The following is a 15600-nucleotide window of genomic DNA, read 5'->3' as shown; positions in this document are numbered from 1 at the left end:
ATGATTTCTGTCGACAATATATCAAATACTAACCAAATAGCAACCGAAGATGATTTCCTCGATTACGCTCTCTCTCATGATTTTGGTGACTTGCACTTTAAAGTAGATCCTAAGACTGGAATGAAAGCAATAATCGCCATCCACAATACCAAATTAGGCCCTGCTTTAGGGGGTTGTCGTTTTATTGAATACCCAAATACTTATGCAGCGATTCAAGATGCCATGCGTCTTGCCCGAGGAATGAGCTTTAAAGCTGCATCAGTCAACTTGCCCTTGGGAGGCGGTAAATCAGTTATTATTAAACCCAAAGGTCCATTTGATCGTGCTCAATACATGCATCAATTTGGTCGATTCGTTAATGAATTAAACGGTCGCTACATTACTGCTCTGGATAGCGGAACTGAATTACCTGATATGGACATCATTGCAGAACACACACCCTACGTAGCCAGTTTATCCAAATATGATGGCGACCCTTCACCTTCTACTGCAAAAGGGATTCTACGTGGCATTCAAGCAGCTGTTGCATTTAAACTGGGGAAAGAAAGCCTCCAAGGAATTCATGTGGCCATCCAGGGTTTAGGCCATGTTGGATTTTTGCTCGCCAAACATTTACATGAATTAGGGGCGACATTGACGGTTGCGGATGTTTCTCCAGCAGCAGTAGATCGCGCTGTTACCCAATTCGGCGCTAAATCAGTCAGTACGGATCAAATTCATAAAGTTCCCTGTGACGTTTTTGCTCCTTGTGCGTTGGGTGCAATTATCAATGATATTACCATTTCTCAATTGCAAACAACGATTGTTGCCGGTGCGGCCAACAACCAGTTAGCGCATACCTATCACGGTAATAAATTACATGATAAAGGCATTTTATTCGCAGTAGACTACGTCATTAATGCTGGAGGATTAATTTTTGCAGCATCGAAATATCTGCATACTCCAGAAGAAAAAATTAACGAACAAATCGATGCGATTTATACCCATCTAACTGAAATTTTTGTGCGATCTGCTCGAGAAAATTTACCTACTAGTGAAATCGCAGATAATTTGGCAAAAGAGAAGTTATCTTAGGGCTCTCGTCATCCCGAGTGCGCCGAGGAATCTCCATGTTGTAGCACCGCATTAAGTCCGGAGATTCCTGCACTCGACGAAGTAGTAGATGAGCATTGGACACTTAAAAGCCAATGCCATTTTGGCCCAAATAATAGAACTTAGGAATCTATGAAACATTTAAACCTGACTCCCGAACTTTATGAATACATGCTGGACAAATCTTTGCGCGAGCATCCCTCCCTAACTGGTCTACGCAAAGTGACCTCCACTATGGAGCTGGCGAACATGCAAGTTGCGCCGGAACAGGCACAATTTATGCAGTTGCTCCTACGCTTAATCCGCGCCAAAAATGTTTTGGAGTTAGGTACATTTACGGGCTATAGTGCCTTAGCCATGTCCTTGGTTTTGCCTGATGATGGAAAGCTCATTACCTGTGATATCAATTCCGAGTGGACAAGCAAAGCCCATCCCTTCTGGAAAGAAGCACAGCAAGACCGTAAGATTGAATTAAGACTTGGCCGTGCATTAGATACCTTACACAACCTTCTCAATGAAGGCTGGGAACAAAAGTTCGATTTCATTTTTATTGATGCCGATAAAACCAATTATGTGCATTACTACGAATTGGCATTAAAACTAATTCAACCTAAAGGGTTAATCGCTGTAGATAATATTTTCTGGGATGGTAAAGTAATTGACGAAAAGGAACTAGGTGGACAAACCAGAGAAATTAGAAAACTGAATGATTTGATTAAAAACGATCAACGCGTGTTTGTTAGTTTGTTACCTATCGCAGATGGATTATTTTTAGTACAACCATCTTAAGACAACCAGTAGCGAGGAACCCCCTCTCCCTATGTGGAGGAGGGGTAGAGATGAGGACCCATTAACCCAATCAACATCCTCATCGGCCCTAACGGGCACCTTCTCCTTGTCTTCGTGATTCCGAGCACAGTGAAGGATCTCCCCATTTTAGAACAGTGTTCACCCTGGAGAGAACCCTGCCTGCACCCGGGATGACGGGCCAGGGAACAGGTCAATAGCTGAAGGCCACGAGCCAGGCAAGGTAATCCTACTTTACCCATCTCCTATGGAGAAAGGAGTTTTTAAGTACCGAATCATTTTAAAGGAGTAATCAACAATGCAAACAAATAACAACCCCTGTGGATTAGATGGTTTTGCTTTTTTAGAGTTTTCAGGTCCCGATAAAAAACACCTCCATCAACAGTTCATGGATATGGGTTTCCAAGCTACCGCGCATCATAAAAACCAGGACATCACTTTATTTCAACAAGGCGAAATTCAATTTATTGTCAATGCAGCAACCAATTGCCAAGCAGAAGAACATGCCAAAACGCATGGAGCGGGTGCTTGCGCCATGGGATTTAAAGTAAAGAATGCCAAGGCAGCATTCGAATACGCACTCAAACATGGAGCCAAAGCATTTGACGATTGTGCTCACGCGCATCATGGTTTATTGGGTATTCAAGCTATAGGTGGCAGTGTCATTTATTTTGTTGACGATCAACATCAACCGTTCTCATCGCATTGGGAAAATCAAGCCCATAAAAAAGTAAAAGGTAATGGCTTAGTACTCATTGATCACTTAACCCATAATGTATTTCGCGGCAATATGGACAAATGGGCTGAGTTCTATGAATCCATTTTTAACTTCCAGGAAATTCGTTATTTCAATATAAAAGGGAAAATGACCGGATTATTAAGTCGTGCTCTAGGTAGCCCTTGTGGAAAAATAAAAATTCCTTTGAATGAATCGAAAGATGATTTATCGCAAATTGAAGAATTTCTCCATGATTACAAAGGTGAAGGCATCCAACACATCGCATTAACTACAGAGAACATTTACCACACGGTACATACATTAAGGGAGCAAGGGGTTAAATTCCTTGATGTTCCAGATACCTACTATGAAATGGTGCATGATCGCCTTCCTTGGCATCAAGAATCAGTGAGTCAACTTCAAGAAGAGAAAATATTGATTGATGGTGAAAGCGATCCCAAACATGGTTTATTGCTGCAAATCTTTACTGAAAATATCTTTGGTCCAGTGTTTTTTGAAATCATTCAACGTAAAGGAAATCAAGGATTTGGTGAAGGTAACTTTCAAGCCTTATTTGAGGCAATTGAAAGAGATCAGATCAAACGTGGAACTTTGAAAGAAAAGTCTGCCTAACAAAAATATGGTCTGGGCACATAGGGTAATGATTCCCTTCTCCCCATGGGGAGAGGGTGCCCGTTAGGGCGGATGAGGGTATGGTTACCGCTAATGAAACCCTCCCCCCCACCCCTCTCCCACCAGTGGGAGAGGGGATTAACTTACCCTGGACTACAACTAAATGAGGAGCTTATGAAACTTGCCAGTCTAAAATCAACATCATCACGCGATGGGGAATTATGCGTGGTCAATCAAGCATTGACTCGTGCAATACGAGTACCTCAAATTGCACCCAATTTGCAATATGCCCTGGATCATTGGAATGCAGTGGAGGAACAGTTACAAAAAGTCTATCAACAACTGAATGAAGGACTTTTGGAGCATACCTTTAGCTTTGATCCACAACACTGTGAATCGCCCCTCCCTCGTGCTTATCAATGGGCGGATGGCAGTGCTTATGTTAACCATGTTGAACTAGTGCGTAAGGCACGTGGTGCAGAATTGCCAGAGAATTTCTGGACTGATCCTTTGATGTATCAAGGAGGTTCTGATTCCTTTTTGGGCCCCAGAGATCCCATCTTGGCAGCAGATGAAGCATATGGCATCGATTTTGAAGCAGAAGTTGCTGTAATTACTGATGATGTTCCTATGGGCATAAGCGATGAAAACGCAGGGCAACATATTAAGCTGCTCATGCTGGTCAATGATGTTTCATTACGCAATTTAATACCCAATGAACTGGCAAAAGGTTTCGGTTTTTTCCAATCCAAACCATCCAGCAGTTTTTCTCCTGTAGCCATCACCCCTGATGAACTAGGGTCTGAATGGGATGGTCAGCGAGTGCATCTGTCTTTATTAAGTCATCTGAATGAGCAATTATTTGGTCAACCCAATGCGGGGATAGATATGACGTTTTCCTTCCCAAAACTGATTGAACATGCTGCAAAAACCAGAGTCCTCCGTGCAGGAACCATTATTGGTTCGGGTACAGTCTCTAATCTGGATCGCAGCAAGGGTTCATCGTGTATCGCGGAAAGGCGAATGCTGGAAACCATAGAGCAAGGTCAGGCAAAAACGTCTTTCATGCGTTTTGGCGACAGAATTCGTATTGAGATGCTCGATAAACAAGGCAACAGCCTGTTTGGGGCAATCGATCAAGTTGTGAAGCAGGTATAAGCGATGAAACTCTATGATTATTTTCGTTCTACAGCGTGTTATCGGGTCCGTATCGCTCTGAATTTAAAAAATATTGCCTATGAGAAAATAAATATCCACCTGGTGAATCATGGTGGAGAACAGCATAGTCCAGAATACCGAGCGGTTAATCCCCAAGAATTAGTACCCAGCTTAGAAATCAATCAGCGCGTGATGAGTCAATCACTTGCCATAATCGATTATCTGGATGAGACGTACCCTAATCCTGCATTATTGCCTTCTGATCCTTGGGATAAAGCCATTGTAAAATCCCTTGCTTTAATTGTCGCATGTGACATGCATCCGCTGAATAATTTAAGGGTATTAAACCGCTTAAAAGAGCAATTTCAAGCACATGAAACACAGGTCACCGAATGGTATCACCATTGGCTGAAAGCAGGATTTGACGCTTTTGAAATGAAATTACACCAGATAAAACGCAGTCCATCTTTTTGTTTTGGCGATGCAGTGACCTTGGCCGATCTTTGCCTTATCCCCCAAGTCTATAATGCCCATCGATTTCATTTTGCTATGGACAACTACCCTCTTATCAATGCAATCAACGCGCATTGTTTGACACTGGAACCCTTTCAAAAAGCAGCTCCCGAGATTCAATAATTATTCTAGGTTGGGCCCTGCCCCAACCTACATGACTTAATTGTTAATCAATAAGACTTTGTCTCAAAACCAAGCCTTCTTTAATTCTACGGTAACCACACCTTGTGGGGTTTTCTGGAGCATGCTCCAAACATTTTTGCATCGCTGTAAATGGCCAACTAGATAATTTTTACTGCTGCATTGATAACGCACAGGCATTTGATCATAAATTTTACCCGAATTAATCGCCATACAATGCTCACCATTGGTCAGCTCGATGCCCCAAGGATAAGTGAGTGACATATCTAATGTTTTATTTTGCTCGTTATGCAAAGGTTCTTTCACTTTAATCAGTACACTCTCTCCAATCCAAGGAGATTGAGGGCATAATGCCTCGGTCCGCCCTGGTCCTGACTTAACAAAACACGGATCATAAGTTTTGCCATCTGCCAGGCAACGCCAAGCATCTTCACGCACAATTAATTGGGATTGAGAATAACATTCACCCATGAGTGTGTTTTTCACCTGCGGAATCGCTTGATCCGTGACATCACCAAAGGGTCTATATAATTTTAATATCGTATCATCTGCTGCAGCCCCTAAAGAGCAAAAAAACAATGAGATACAGAACACTTTTCGCAACATAATGTTTCCTCAATGATAAAACTCGAAAAAGCCGTGGAGATCAAAGCACTTTCATTCTTATTTGGAGTTATCGTAATGCAGCAAGAAAATCAACATGTTTTAGCACTAAGATAGTAGAAATGCTAATAACCCCAGTGTATCATCTCATTTTTAGTTAAAGGTATCTATACTTCGCGAAGCCGCAAATCGGGATTGGCATTGCCCATTCTCGCTAACCAGACGAATTCTTCAATCGGGAAAAGCTTGGTGTAACGCAAATACTTGCGCTGTATTAATAAGCGTACTTCGACTGATAGAATTTAAATGCACCCAAACTGTGCCCTTGTGAGTGCGCAAAGTATAATCAGAGTGAGGAGTAAAAAAATGAGTGAAGTTTTTACCATAAAGCAGTGTTTAGATGGTGAAATCAGCATTGATGAACACGTTACCGTGAGAGGTTGGGTTAAGACTCGCCGCGACTCCAAAACGGGTTTATCTTTTGTTAGCTTACATGATGGTTCTTGTTTTGCTCCCATTCAAATCGTGGCAACAGATAATTTGGACAATTACCTTGATGAAGTCAGTAAACTGACGGCTGGGTGTTCTATAATTGCTACAGGAAAATTGGTAGCCTCTCAAGGTAAAGGCCAGGCATTTGAGATTCAGGCTGACTCGATTAAAGTAGTAGGTTGGGTAGAAAATCCAGATACTTATCCTATTCAAGCCAAACGCCACACGCTAGAATTTCTGCGTGATGTAGCTCATCTACGTCCACGTACTAATACGATCAGCGCGGTAACACGAATTCGTCATTGTTTGTCACAAGCCATACACCGCTTTTTCCACGAACAGGGTTTCTTTTGGATACATACCCCCATTATCACTTCCAGTGATTGTGAAGGGGCCGGTGAAATGTTCCGCGTATCGACCTTAGACCTCTTAAATATCCCTAAAAATGAATACGGTCAAATTGATTTCAGTAAAGATTTTTTTGGAAAAGAGACTTTTCTCACCGTTTCAGGACAGTTAAATCTTGAGGCGTATTGTATGGCCATGTCGAAAGTATATACTTTTGGACCGACTTTTCGTGCTGAAAACTCAAATACAAGCCGCCATTTGGCTGAATTCTGGATGATTGAACCTGAAATCGCTTTTGCCACTTTGCATGACATTTGTACCTTAAGCCAAAAGATGTTGCGTTATTTATGCAAAGCAGTTCTTGATGAGCGTGCAGATGATATGGACTTTTTCAATCAGTTTGTCGCTCCAGGATGTATTGAACGGCTAGAACACATCGCGGATTCTAATTTTGAAATCATGACTTATACTGATGCCATTAGAATTTTGGAACAATGCGGCCAATCATTTGAATTCCCTGTAAGCTGGGGATTGGACTTACAATCAGAACATGAACGTTATCTGGCAGAAATCCACTGCAAAAAACCGGTCATACTGACTAATTATCCTCAAGAAATCAAAGGGTTTTATATGCGTCTCAATGATGATGAAAAAACCGTTGCTGCTATGGATGTTTTAGCACCTGGAATTGGTGAAATCATCGGCGGCAGTCAACGTGAAGAGCGCCTGGATATCCTGGATAAGCGCATTGAAGAATGCAATTTAAATAAAGAAAGCTATCAATGGTATAGAGACCTACGTCGATATGGTACGGTACCCCATGCAGGATTTGGTTTGGGCTTTGAACGCTTGGTCAGCTATGTTACAGGCTTAGCTAACGTACGCGATGTCATTCCTTTCCCACGCACCCCAGGGCATGCAAACTATTAAACAAATCTCTTGCTGCATTGGGTAATTTGTAGCCTGGGTGAAGGCGTCAGCCGTAACCCAGGAGATTTGGATGGAGCGAATTAGGCTTCTTGATTTAGAAATCTTATTCCCGCTTGGCTCAGAAACCCGGATTTCGCGTGGCTCCACCCAGGCTACATACGAAGGTCTATACTTGCTTAGATTATAAATTTGAAGGAGCTTTATTTTCAGGCAGGTTATATTCTACTGCTTCGATTTCCTCAATAATGATCGGTAATTGATGGGCTTTAATTTTTGAACTTTTATTTCTTAAAAATCGATGAGGATTTACAGCCCCCATATCGACCAAATCATATGCTACTTTATCTTCTCTGATTCCATCGAATATATCTTTTTTTGCCTCAGCTGGCTGAGGGCTACCAACCCCCTCATTTTTTTTATACATACTTGTTTACCCCTATTTCTGTTAATAACCCTGAATCAGTACTCATTCAGGAAAACAATCACCTAATACAAAATTTATTTAAACTCAGATAAAAGACCATCACCCAGCACTAAAACACGATCCATTTGTTTTGCTAACTGCTGATCATGAGTCACAATAACCAAAGCCGTATTCATTTTTCTATTCAGCTCCAGCATTAAATCAAACACTTTGGTTGCCGTGGTCTGATCGAGATTGCCTGTAGGTTCATCAGCTAGCACGCAGTAAGGTTGATGTACCAAAGCTCGAGCTATGGCAACGCGTTGCCGCTCGCCTCCTGAAAGCTGAGCCGGTTTATGTGTTTTTCTTTCTTTTAGTCCAACATCATCCAACATTTTACTGGCTTCAGCCGTAGCATCCTTTACTGAGATATTCGCTAAGAGCAGAGGCATAGCCACATTTTCAAGTGCGGTGAACTCAGGTAACAAGTGATGAAACTGGTAAATAAATCCCAAACCTTGATTACGTAATCGGCAACGTTGTTTTTCATTTACTTTTTGCCAATTCACATCCTTAATTAATACATCGCCAGTGGTTGGTTTATCCAAACCGCCCATTAGATGCAATAAGGTGCTTTTTCCAGATCCTGATGGACCAATAATTGCCACGCGTTCTCCTTTGGCAATCGACAAATCGATTCCTCGCAGCACATCTACTTTAGAAGCGCCATCATTGTATGATTTACATAATTTTGTAGCATTTAAAATAACGTCACTCATAATGCAAAGCCTCCGCAATCACTGTTTTTGAGGCACGCCAGGCAGGATAAATTGTTGCCAGAAAGCTCATTAATAAAGCCATAACACAGACGGTCCACAGATCGCTTAACATAATCTTGGAAGGTAAATAATCAACAAAATAAATACTGGATGACAAGACCTTGAAATGAAACCAGGATTGCAGATGGTTCACAATTGTGGTCGCATTTTTAGCCAATACTAATCCACCCAGCAAACCAAACAATGTTCCGACGACTCCTACCATCATTCCTTGCACAATAAATGTCCACAATATCGTAGAAGGGGTCGCACCAATGGTTCTTAAAATGGCAATTTCTGCTTGTTTGTCATTAACAACCATCACCAAAGAAGAGACCAGATTAAATGCAGCTACGGCGATAATGAGCAATAAAATCATAAACATCATCGTTTTTTCCATTTTGACAGCCTGAAAAAACGCACCATATTGCTGTGTCCAATTGCCGACCTGATATTCTTCTCCCAGCAAATGAGATAATCGAGAAGTCAATTCCGGTGCTTGGTACACGTTATCAATTTTCATTTTGATCCCGGTGACATCATCGCCCATTTGTAATAACTTTTGGGCATCTCCCATATTGATGAATGCCAACTTTGTATCAAAATTAAATCCAGTGCCCGCCGAGAAAACACCAACTACGGTAAATCGTTTAAAACGAGGAATCATTCCAGCTGGAGTCACGGTTGCTTGAGGAATCATCACCGTGACCTTATCGCCAATCATGGTGCCCATACTGTCTGCGAGACCTCTACCTAAGATAATGCCAAAATCTTTTAAATTGCTTAGACTACCGGCCAGCAATTTATCTTGTAAGTGACTCATCTTTTCTTCTTTTTCAGGCAATACTCCCGTTAAGACAATAGGTAAAACTTGCCCTTCATGCACCATTAACCCCTGTCCACCAACATAAGGAGCTAATGATTTAATTTCGGGAACTGTTTGAATTTTTTTAGCTACTTCAGGCCAATTATTGAGTCGCTCATTGGGGCCAGAGACCGTAATTTCAGGGGCCATACCGAAAAAACGGTTATGTATTTGCTCATCAAAACCATTCATTACTGATAAAACAGTAATAAGAACCATCACTCCTAAGCCTATACCCAGCATGGAGCTCAGGGAAATAAAAGAGACAAAATGATTCTTTTTTCGAGAACGCGTATAGCGTAAGCCCATAAAAAGAGCTAATGGTTTATACATAATTACTATTAGTTAGAGTTAAAGTCTTATTGTAGAGAAAAAATCATCCAAGAGATATACCTCATAAGCAGTTCTGCTATTTTATTGTTTCGTCATCAGATAACCCACATACTTATCCACAGAATTTGTGGATATTTATAGACTGTCAGCCCGCAGTCAAGGGATGTTATTAAGCCATTAATTCTACAAATTGTGAATTATATTGAATTAAAGTAAACTGTTTTATCAAAAAGAATTACAGGAGTATCTTATGGCATCATCTCCATTCCAGGTAAAAAAAATCATTCTCAGTGATAAACTTAGAGCCTTAATCAACACCCCCCAAGTTTGCATTGATGAAATTAATGCCGTATTGGATGCCGAACTCACTACGGTTACAGCAGGAAGAGCACTCGATCAACTAACTGATTTCATTCATTTAGTTACGTTCCTTCGTTTAAAACGCTTTTCTGATCCTCTTCGAGCGCTGCAAATATTTGCGGATATAAATACAACTCCAGAAACAGCAAAAGCACTCGTTAACGCGATTAGAATGGCTCCAGCGCAAGATGATAAAATTTATGAGCTCATCTGCATTTTAGCTCAAAATGAAAAGCTGTCTCGCTACACCAACATCACCCATGTTACGCCACTGCGTTTTGCCATGATTGTAAATAAATCCGGGAGTGCAAAGGAACCCATATATGTAGAGGAGGAATGCAAGGAATGGTATTTGCTGTTTGACTTATTTGGACTGTGTAAAAATCTACCTCGCGATTTAATTCCCTTACTCGCAAAACATCTTTGCACTACGAGTCCTTCGGCAGAGGATCTTCAAGCCCTCAGATTATTCTTAAATCATTTAGATAAACTTAAGCTGTTACACTACGAACTAGTAACCGTGATGCTGCCCCAGCTCAATAATAAAAGGAACATCGTCAACCTCCAGTCCCTGCTGCTTCTTTTACAAAATAATGATTTGCTCCATCCTCAAATTTTAGACCAAGCACTCCCTTGGTTGCCTCATCTGGATGTGCTTAAGATTTTTTTCTCCATCTATTATGAAGAACTGCAGTCCGCGAGCTCATGTCGAGAAACATTAGAAAAACTCCCCTTATATTGCCAATTGTCTCTTCCTGCTGCCGGCAATTTTGATGATGTAGTGACTACAAACACCCCCTTACACCTGGCAGTTATCCAAGGTACTCCTTTGAGTCTAAAACAAGCATTACGCCTAGCGAATCCCAAACTCCTTTTGGCGACTTCCTATGAAAATACAGCCTTGGTCTTAGCGTGCAAACTGGCTGATAAACAATCTGCAGAGCTTATTCTGGCACGGATGCGTGAATTAGGCTGTGATGTAAATCAGGCTGATCATCACGGGATGACTGCGCTTCATTGGGCGAGATTATACCATTTTGATAATTTAGCTACGGAACTTATTGCTGCAGGGGCCAATGAAAAAATAAAGACCGCCAATGGGAAAAGCAGCACCTACTTTGCAAAACACCAATTTACACTCGCTGATTTCAAAATAGAGGGGCATGAAATTATTGAAGATAATTTCAAATTAAACAATTCCGCTTTAACGGATATTGCCTTTCATGCAGATAAAATAGCCTTAAATTTAAAATTAACCAGTTCCGATGAGATCATGGATTTGTATCAAAGGGACGGGGCAGCTCAAATTCGGTCTTCTAACCGTTTTATTTTATTTTTTAAAACATTTCGTACTCGATTAATTGAATGGTTAGGCAAACAAAGAGAATTAGATTTAGAAGCCGGTCAATCAGCAGCTGCTCGTTCTACTCCTGGCTAAAGTAGACTGTAGGTTTCCGTTCTCCTCGTCGAGGAGAATGTGCCCGTCAGGGAGGAATGAGCGAATTGATTACGACAAATGAACCATCACCACTACCTCTCAAACCAGAAACTCATTCCCTCGGTTAGACCACAAACCTAGCAAGGAATAAGAATAACATACTGAGTAGTGTCTTTTTAATAGACTACCAGTTATCCTATATAACATTTTGTAAACTCGCTAACAGGTAAGGTAATTTGTATGAATCCGAGCTCTTGGTATTTGCCTTCACTCATTGCTTTATGTCTTTATGGTGCCTGGGGCTATTGGGGCACAAGAGCATCAAGCTTTATCAATCCTCTTTCCATTACCTTTTATTCAAGTATCGGCGTATTAATTTCAGGCATCATCGCCTTGGTATTACTTGATTTTAAATTGGATCTTTGCCCGCGGGGAGGAGCGTATGGGTTATTGAATGGTTTAGCGAGTGGTATTGCCTGTATTTTTTTCATTTTGGCACTACAAAATGGACCTACAATGCCGGTAGTGCTCGTCACATCCATGTACCCTATGATTACTCTATTATTATGCGTCGTGTTTCTCAAGCAAGGATTGACTTTCAAACATGGATTGGGAATGGTTTTTGCAATTCTTGCGTTAATCTTACTGGCGACAGAATGATTGGTAATTGGTGCCCAGGGCCGGAATCGAACCGGCACGGAGGTTAAGCTCCGAGGGATTTTAAGTCCCTTGCGTCTACCTGTTTCGCCACCTGGGCAATTTTCTTATGGAGGCTGAGGCCGGAATCGAACCGGCGTACACGGCTTTGCAGGCCGCTGCATGACCACTCTGCCACACAGCCTCATTTGATACTTCTAATAGGTCTATCTCTTAAAGCTCTTAAAAAAAAAAGCGACTTTTTTTGTCGCTTTAATTTGGAGCGGGAAACGAGACTCGAACTCGCGACCCCAACCTTGGCAAGGTTGTGCTCTACCAACTGAGCTATTCCCGCGTCTCTACGGGGTGTGATTCTACCGAAATTTAACACCCTGTCAATAATAAAATTAATTTTTTTTCGTTAATTCTGGCCAAGCAATCGCCAAGTAAATAATCATCGACCAAATCGTTAAAATTGCGGCCACATACAGTAAGACAAAACCGAAAATACCACCCCATGTATCTAAAGAATTAAAAGCCAACAATAAAAATAAAGCCACCATTTGTAAAAAAGTTTTTATCTTGCCGACATAACCGACCGTCACACTGGCACGCCGACCAATTTCAGCCATCCATTCCCTTAATGCTGAAATAACAATTTCCCTTCCAACAATGACAATAGCGGGAATAGTAATGTAATTAATTTCCTTAGCGCCTACGAGCAACAGTAAGCTCGTAGAAACCAATAGCTTATCTGCAACAGGATCAAGAAAAGCACCAAAGGGAGACATCATCTTCAGTTTACGTGCCAAGTAGCCGTCTAACCAATCCGTAAAACTTGCAGCAGCAAAAATACTAGCTGCCAACATATGTGCAAACGAAAACGGCATATAAAATATGATAACTAATACTGGAATCAGTACGATACGCAGCAAAGTTAATAAATTAGGCAAACTGGTTAATGTACTCAACGTTTGATACTCCCTTTACATATGACTAAATAAAGCAACTCCCGTTTCTATGAATCACTGCCACTAGGTTAAGGAGTTTCCCTTCTCCCCATAGGAAGAAGGGGTCTGAAGGGCGGATGAGAGTATGATGATGGCCGATGAACCCTCAACCCTGCCCCTCTCCCACAAGTGGGAGAGGGGCTCCTTAAGCTTAACGACAATGGTCCTATGAGTGTCCATATAAAAACGTACCCTAGGTGAAACGAAAACCTACACCCGGAATTGTGCAGTTTTTATTTTTCATACCCACACAAAAACAAATAGCTAAGGATTCAGTTAACTCCATTTGGATAAATTTAAAAAATCCGCTACCTGTTTATAATCATCAAATACGGCTACTGCCCCAGCTGCCATGAGGACAGCTTCTTCTTGTTGATGATAAATATCTATTCCTACCGCAGTTACTTTAACACTTTTTGCCATTTCCATATCGGTAAGAGAATCACCTATCATCAATGTTGTCGCAGCAGTTCCGCCGTATTCTTCAATAATTTCTTCTAACATTTGTGGACAAGGTTTTGCTGGTACTTGTCCCGCAGAGCGAGTTACTTTAAATAGTTTATCAAGCCCTGCAGCCTGCAAAGCACGAGATAAGGATTGATGTCCTTTATTGGTTGCAACAGCCAGATTTATCCCAGCTTCATGTAATTGATGGATCAGTTCACGTACACCAGGCATCAAACAGACATCTGCGGAACGAGAATGCATCGCCAATTGCACTGCCTGTAATAATTGTTGATGTTGTGGTTCAGTCAAGTGCGGATAAGTTTTTTTTAAAGCCTGTACCAAACCTAAATCAACAAATTTTCTCGCCTGATTGGGGTCAAAATCGCCAAAGCCTAGCAAATTGGCCTCTGTAGCAACAACATGTAAAACTATCCCTAAAGTATCCGCAATAGTACCTTCCCAGTCAAATACTACCAAATCATATGGATTGCTCATTGCTCACTACGCTCCTCGCACGTAATTGTTTTAGTGCGGTAGAAAAATGGTTATCTGCATCAGCTTGAAACAAATGCTTTGTGCCATTTAATTCAAATTGAATCGATCGTGCGTGTAAAAAAAGACGATGATGCTGATTATCTATCCCTTCTACATCTCCTGCAAGTGCCCCATATTTTTTATCACCGACTATAACATGTCCTAAATGGGCACTATGTACACGAATTTGATGCGTACGCCCGGTTTTAGGACTGGCCTCGACCCAACAGGCCTGTTGATAATTTTCAAGAAGTTTAAATACCGTTTCAGAAGCTTTTCCTTCTTCTTTAACGGACACAATACGCTCACCTGATTTTAAAGTATTTTTTTCAAGTGCAGCTCGTACGGTGACTTGTTTTTTACCTTCCCAGCGATGAGTCAATAAGGTCCAATAGGTTTTTTGCACCTCGCGCGCCTCAAGTAATGCATGCATTGCCCTCAGGGTGCTTCTTTTTTTAGCTAATAAAAGACATCCCGAAGTGTCTTTATCAAGTCGATGAATCAATTCAAGATAAGTTAAATCAGTTCGGGTTTTTCTCAACGCTTCGATTACTCCAAGACTCAAACCACTTCCACCATGAACCGCTATGCCTGCTGGCTTGTTAATGACCAAAAAACACGAATCTTCAAAAATGATGCAGTCTTTCAATCGTTTGGCCAAAGCATCGCCCACAAATACCTCTTTTGATTCGGAAACCCGAATTGGAGGAATACGGACATTGTCCCCGGCATGTAATCGTGAATTGATTTGTGCTCTTTTTTTATTAACCCGAACTTCACCACCACGGATAATTCTGTAGATATGGCTTTTGGGAACACCTTTTAAAATGCGAATCAAATAATTATCCAGACGTTGCCCTTCTTCTTCATTACTGATTTCTCTATAACTTACTTCACTCATTTGTCAATAAACCTGTTTGCTGGGCGTGATTTTTTTGATATGATCGCCTGTAGCGTGGGAAAATTTCCATGCAACCGAATTATAACGCATTTAAATAAAAAAAGCGTAACTATTTACTTTAAAGTATATGCTAATCATTGAGGAAGAAAGGCTTTAGCCCATCTAAATGAATGATTATTTGTTAAATAGAGTTACATAAAAATAGCGCTTCCATTTAAGCATAAGATATAAGGAAGCGACCCAATGCCAGAGATAAATTGACCATATTTTTGACAGAAACCTACGCATGCCAGACATGCTTTATACCGATTACGAATTATTTCAGGGCTTTCGCACGCCTTTGGCTTCCTATTTCAACCCGTTTGGTTTGTAATCAGTATATCTCACAGTATGCACCTCTCATCAGACCTCTTTCGAAAC

At 41.2% G+C, this 15600-nt stretch carries 15 protein-coding genes and 3 tRNA genes; 8 read left to right on the top strand and 10 right to left on the bottom strand.

Features of this window, described 5'->3' with window-relative positions:
- The 5 genes from OQJ13_RS12200 (at position 1) to maiA (ending at position 5044) form a co-directional block, all read left to right on the top strand.
- Positions 1-1074 (top strand): Leu/Phe/Val dehydrogenase, encoded by a 1074-nt coding sequence (locus OQJ13_RS12200; RefSeq protein WP_265711086.1) that lies wholly within the window; start codon positions 1-3, stop codon positions 1072-1074.
- Between the two features lie 150 nt (positions 1075-1224).
- Complete coding sequence (locus OQJ13_RS12195) at positions 1225-1881, top strand: O-methyltransferase (protein WP_265711085.1); 657 nt, start codon at positions 1225-1227, stop codon at positions 1879-1881.
- A gap of 316 nt (positions 1882-2197) precedes the next feature.
- Positions 2198-3250 (top strand): 4-hydroxyphenylpyruvate dioxygenase, encoded by a 1053-nt coding sequence (gene hppD / locus OQJ13_RS12190; RefSeq protein ID WP_265711084.1) that lies wholly within the window; start codon positions 2198-2200, stop codon positions 3248-3250.
- 174 nt (positions 3251-3424) lie between these two features.
- Positions 3425-4408: a fumarylacetoacetate hydrolase family protein gene (locus tag OQJ13_RS12185; protein WP_265711082.1), complete on the top strand. Its 984-nt coding sequence runs from the start codon at positions 3425-3427 to the stop codon at positions 4406-4408.
- A 3-nt stretch (positions 4409-4411) separates the two neighbouring features.
- A complete protein-coding gene (maiA, locus tag OQJ13_RS12180; protein WP_265711081.1) occupies positions 4412-5044 on the top strand; it encodes a maleylacetoacetate isomerase in 633 nt (210 codons plus the stop codon).
- Positions 5045-5107: 63 nt separating this feature from the next.
- On the opposite strand, the gene OQJ13_RS12175 is transcribed toward maiA, so the two are convergent.
- On the bottom strand, positions 5108-5668 hold the full coding sequence (locus OQJ13_RS12175) for a hypothetical protein (protein ID WP_265711080.1): 561 nt from the start codon (positions 5666-5668) through the stop codon (positions 5108-5110).
- Positions 5669-6031: 363 nt separating this feature from the next.
- On the opposite strand from OQJ13_RS12175, the gene asnS reads away from it, so the two are divergent.
- The gene (gene asnS / locus OQJ13_RS12170) at positions 6032-7435 is read left to right on the top strand and encodes an asparagine--tRNA ligase (protein ID WP_265711079.1); all 1404 of its coding nucleotides are present in this window, start codon (positions 6032-6034) and stop codon (positions 7433-7435) included.
- A 181-nt stretch (positions 7436-7616) separates the two neighbouring features.
- Here asnS and OQJ13_RS12165 read toward each other — a convergent pair whose 3' ends face one another.
- From OQJ13_RS12165 to OQJ13_RS12155, 3 genes are all read right to left on the bottom strand, one after another.
- Positions 7617-7859 carry a hypothetical protein gene (locus OQJ13_RS12165; protein WP_265711078.1) on the bottom strand — a complete coding sequence of 81 codons (243 nt, stop codon included), beginning with the start codon at positions 7857-7859 and terminating at the stop codon, positions 7617-7619.
- Positions 7860-7933: 74 nt separating this feature from the next.
- On the bottom strand, positions 7934-8617 hold the full coding sequence (gene lolD / locus OQJ13_RS12160; protein WP_265711077.1) for a lipoprotein-releasing ABC transporter ATP-binding protein LolD: 684 nt from the start codon (positions 8615-8617) through the stop codon (positions 7934-7936).
- Positions 8610-9854, bottom strand: a complete 1245-nt coding sequence (locus OQJ13_RS12155; RefSeq protein WP_265711076.1) for a lipoprotein-releasing ABC transporter permease subunit — start codon at positions 9852-9854, stop codon at positions 8610-8612. The genes lolD and OQJ13_RS12155 overlap by 8 nt, the downstream gene beginning before the upstream one ends.
- Positions 9855-10104: 250 nt before the next feature.
- On the opposite strand from OQJ13_RS12155, the gene ankQ reads away from it, so the two are divergent.
- Positions 10105-11652, top strand: a complete 1548-nt coding sequence (gene ankQ, locus OQJ13_RS12150) for a Dot/Icm T4SS effector AnkQ/LegA10 (protein WP_265711074.1) — start codon at positions 10105-10107, stop codon at positions 11650-11652.
- Positions 11653-11892: 240 nt separating this feature from the next.
- Positions 11893-12312 (top strand): EamA family transporter, encoded by a 420-nt coding sequence (locus OQJ13_RS12145; protein WP_265711073.1) that lies wholly within the window; start codon positions 11893-11895, stop codon positions 12310-12312.
- An 8-nt stretch (positions 12313-12320) separates the two neighbouring features.
- Here the strand turns inward: OQJ13_RS12145 and OQJ13_RS12140 are convergent.
- From OQJ13_RS12140 to OQJ13_RS12115, 6 genes are all read right to left on the bottom strand, one after another.
- Positions 12321-12409: transfer RNA gene (locus OQJ13_RS12140), tRNA-Leu, on the bottom strand.
- 10 nt (positions 12410-12419) lie between these two features.
- Positions 12420-12493: transfer RNA gene (locus tag OQJ13_RS12135), tRNA-Cys, on the bottom strand.
- 74 nt (positions 12494-12567) lie between these two features.
- A tRNA-Gly gene (locus OQJ13_RS12130) sits at positions 12568-12643 on the bottom strand.
- 52 nt (positions 12644-12695) lie between these two features.
- On the bottom strand, positions 12696-13259 hold the full coding sequence (pgsA, locus tag OQJ13_RS12125) for a CDP-diacylglycerol--glycerol-3-phosphate 3-phosphatidyltransferase (protein WP_265711072.1): 564 nt from the start codon (positions 13257-13259) through the stop codon (positions 12696-12698).
- A 315-nt stretch (positions 13260-13574) separates the two neighbouring features.
- The gene (locus OQJ13_RS12120) at positions 13575-14240 is read right to left on the bottom strand and encodes an HAD family hydrolase (RefSeq protein WP_265711071.1); all 666 of its coding nucleotides are present in this window, start codon (positions 14238-14240) and stop codon (positions 13575-13577) included.
- Entirely contained in the window at positions 14224-15180 is a 957-nt protein-coding gene (locus OQJ13_RS12115; RefSeq protein WP_265711070.1) for an RluA family pseudouridine synthase, read from the bottom strand. Before OQJ13_RS12115 ends, OQJ13_RS12120 begins: the two co-directional genes overlap by 17 nt.
- Positions 15181-15600 lie beyond the last annotated feature (420 nt).

It is taken from the genome of Legionella sp. PATHC035, assembly GCF_026191115.1.
Classification (GTDB): Bacteria; Pseudomonadota; Gammaproteobacteria; order Legionellales; family Legionellaceae; genus Legionella.
The sequence above is the reverse complement of the archived record's forward strand: the minus strand, read 5'-3'. Positions and strand labels throughout refer to the sequence as shown.

Bases quoted from the DNA above. Each gene is read 5' to 3' on its own strand.
- OQJ13_RS12200 (WP_265711086.1), top strand. From the start codon at position 1: ATGATTTCTGTCGACAATATATCAAATACTAACCAAATAGCAACCGAA.
- hppD (WP_265711084.1), top strand. From the start codon at position 2,198: ATGCAAACAAATAACAACCCCTGTGGATTAGATGGTTTTGCTTTTTTA.
- OQJ13_RS12165 (WP_265711078.1), bottom strand. From the start codon at position 7,859: ATGTATAAAAAAAATGAGGGGGTTGGTAGCCCTCAGCCAGCTGAGGCA.
- OQJ13_RS12115 (WP_265711070.1), bottom strand. From the start codon at position 15,180: ATGAGTGAAGTAAGTTATAGAGAAATCAGTAATGAAGAAGAAGGGCAA.
- ankQ (WP_265711074.1), top strand. From the start codon at position 10,105: ATGGCATCATCTCCATTCCAGGTAAAAAAAATCATTCTCAGTGATAAA.
- maiA (WP_265711081.1), top strand. From the start codon at position 4,412: ATGAAACTCTATGATTATTTTCGTTCTACAGCGTGTTATCGGGTCCGT.
- lolD (WP_265711077.1), bottom strand. From the start codon at position 8,617: ATGAGTGACGTTATTTTAAATGCTACAAAATTATGTAAATCATACAAT.
- OQJ13_RS12155 (WP_265711076.1), bottom strand. From the start codon at position 9,854: ATGTATAAACCATTAGCTCTTTTTATGGGCTTACGCTATACGCGTTCT.
- OQJ13_RS12120 (WP_265711071.1), bottom strand. From the start codon at position 14,240: ATGAGCAATCCATATGATTTGGTAGTATTTGACTGGGAAGGTACTATT.
- asnS (WP_265711079.1), top strand. From the start codon at position 6,032: ATGAGTGAAGTTTTTACCATAAAGCAGTGTTTAGATGGTGAAATCAGC.
- OQJ13_RS12195 (WP_265711085.1), top strand. From the start codon at position 1,225: ATGAAACATTTAAACCTGACTCCCGAACTTTATGAATACATGCTGGAC.
- OQJ13_RS12185 (WP_265711082.1), top strand. From the start codon at position 3,425: ATGAAACTTGCCAGTCTAAAATCAACATCATCACGCGATGGGGAATTA.
- OQJ13_RS12145 (WP_265711073.1), top strand. From the start codon at position 11,893: ATGAATCCGAGCTCTTGGTATTTGCCTTCACTCATTGCTTTATGTCTT.
- OQJ13_RS12175 (WP_265711080.1), bottom strand. From the start codon at position 5,668: ATGTTGCGAAAAGTGTTCTGTATCTCATTGTTTTTTTGCTCTTTAGGG.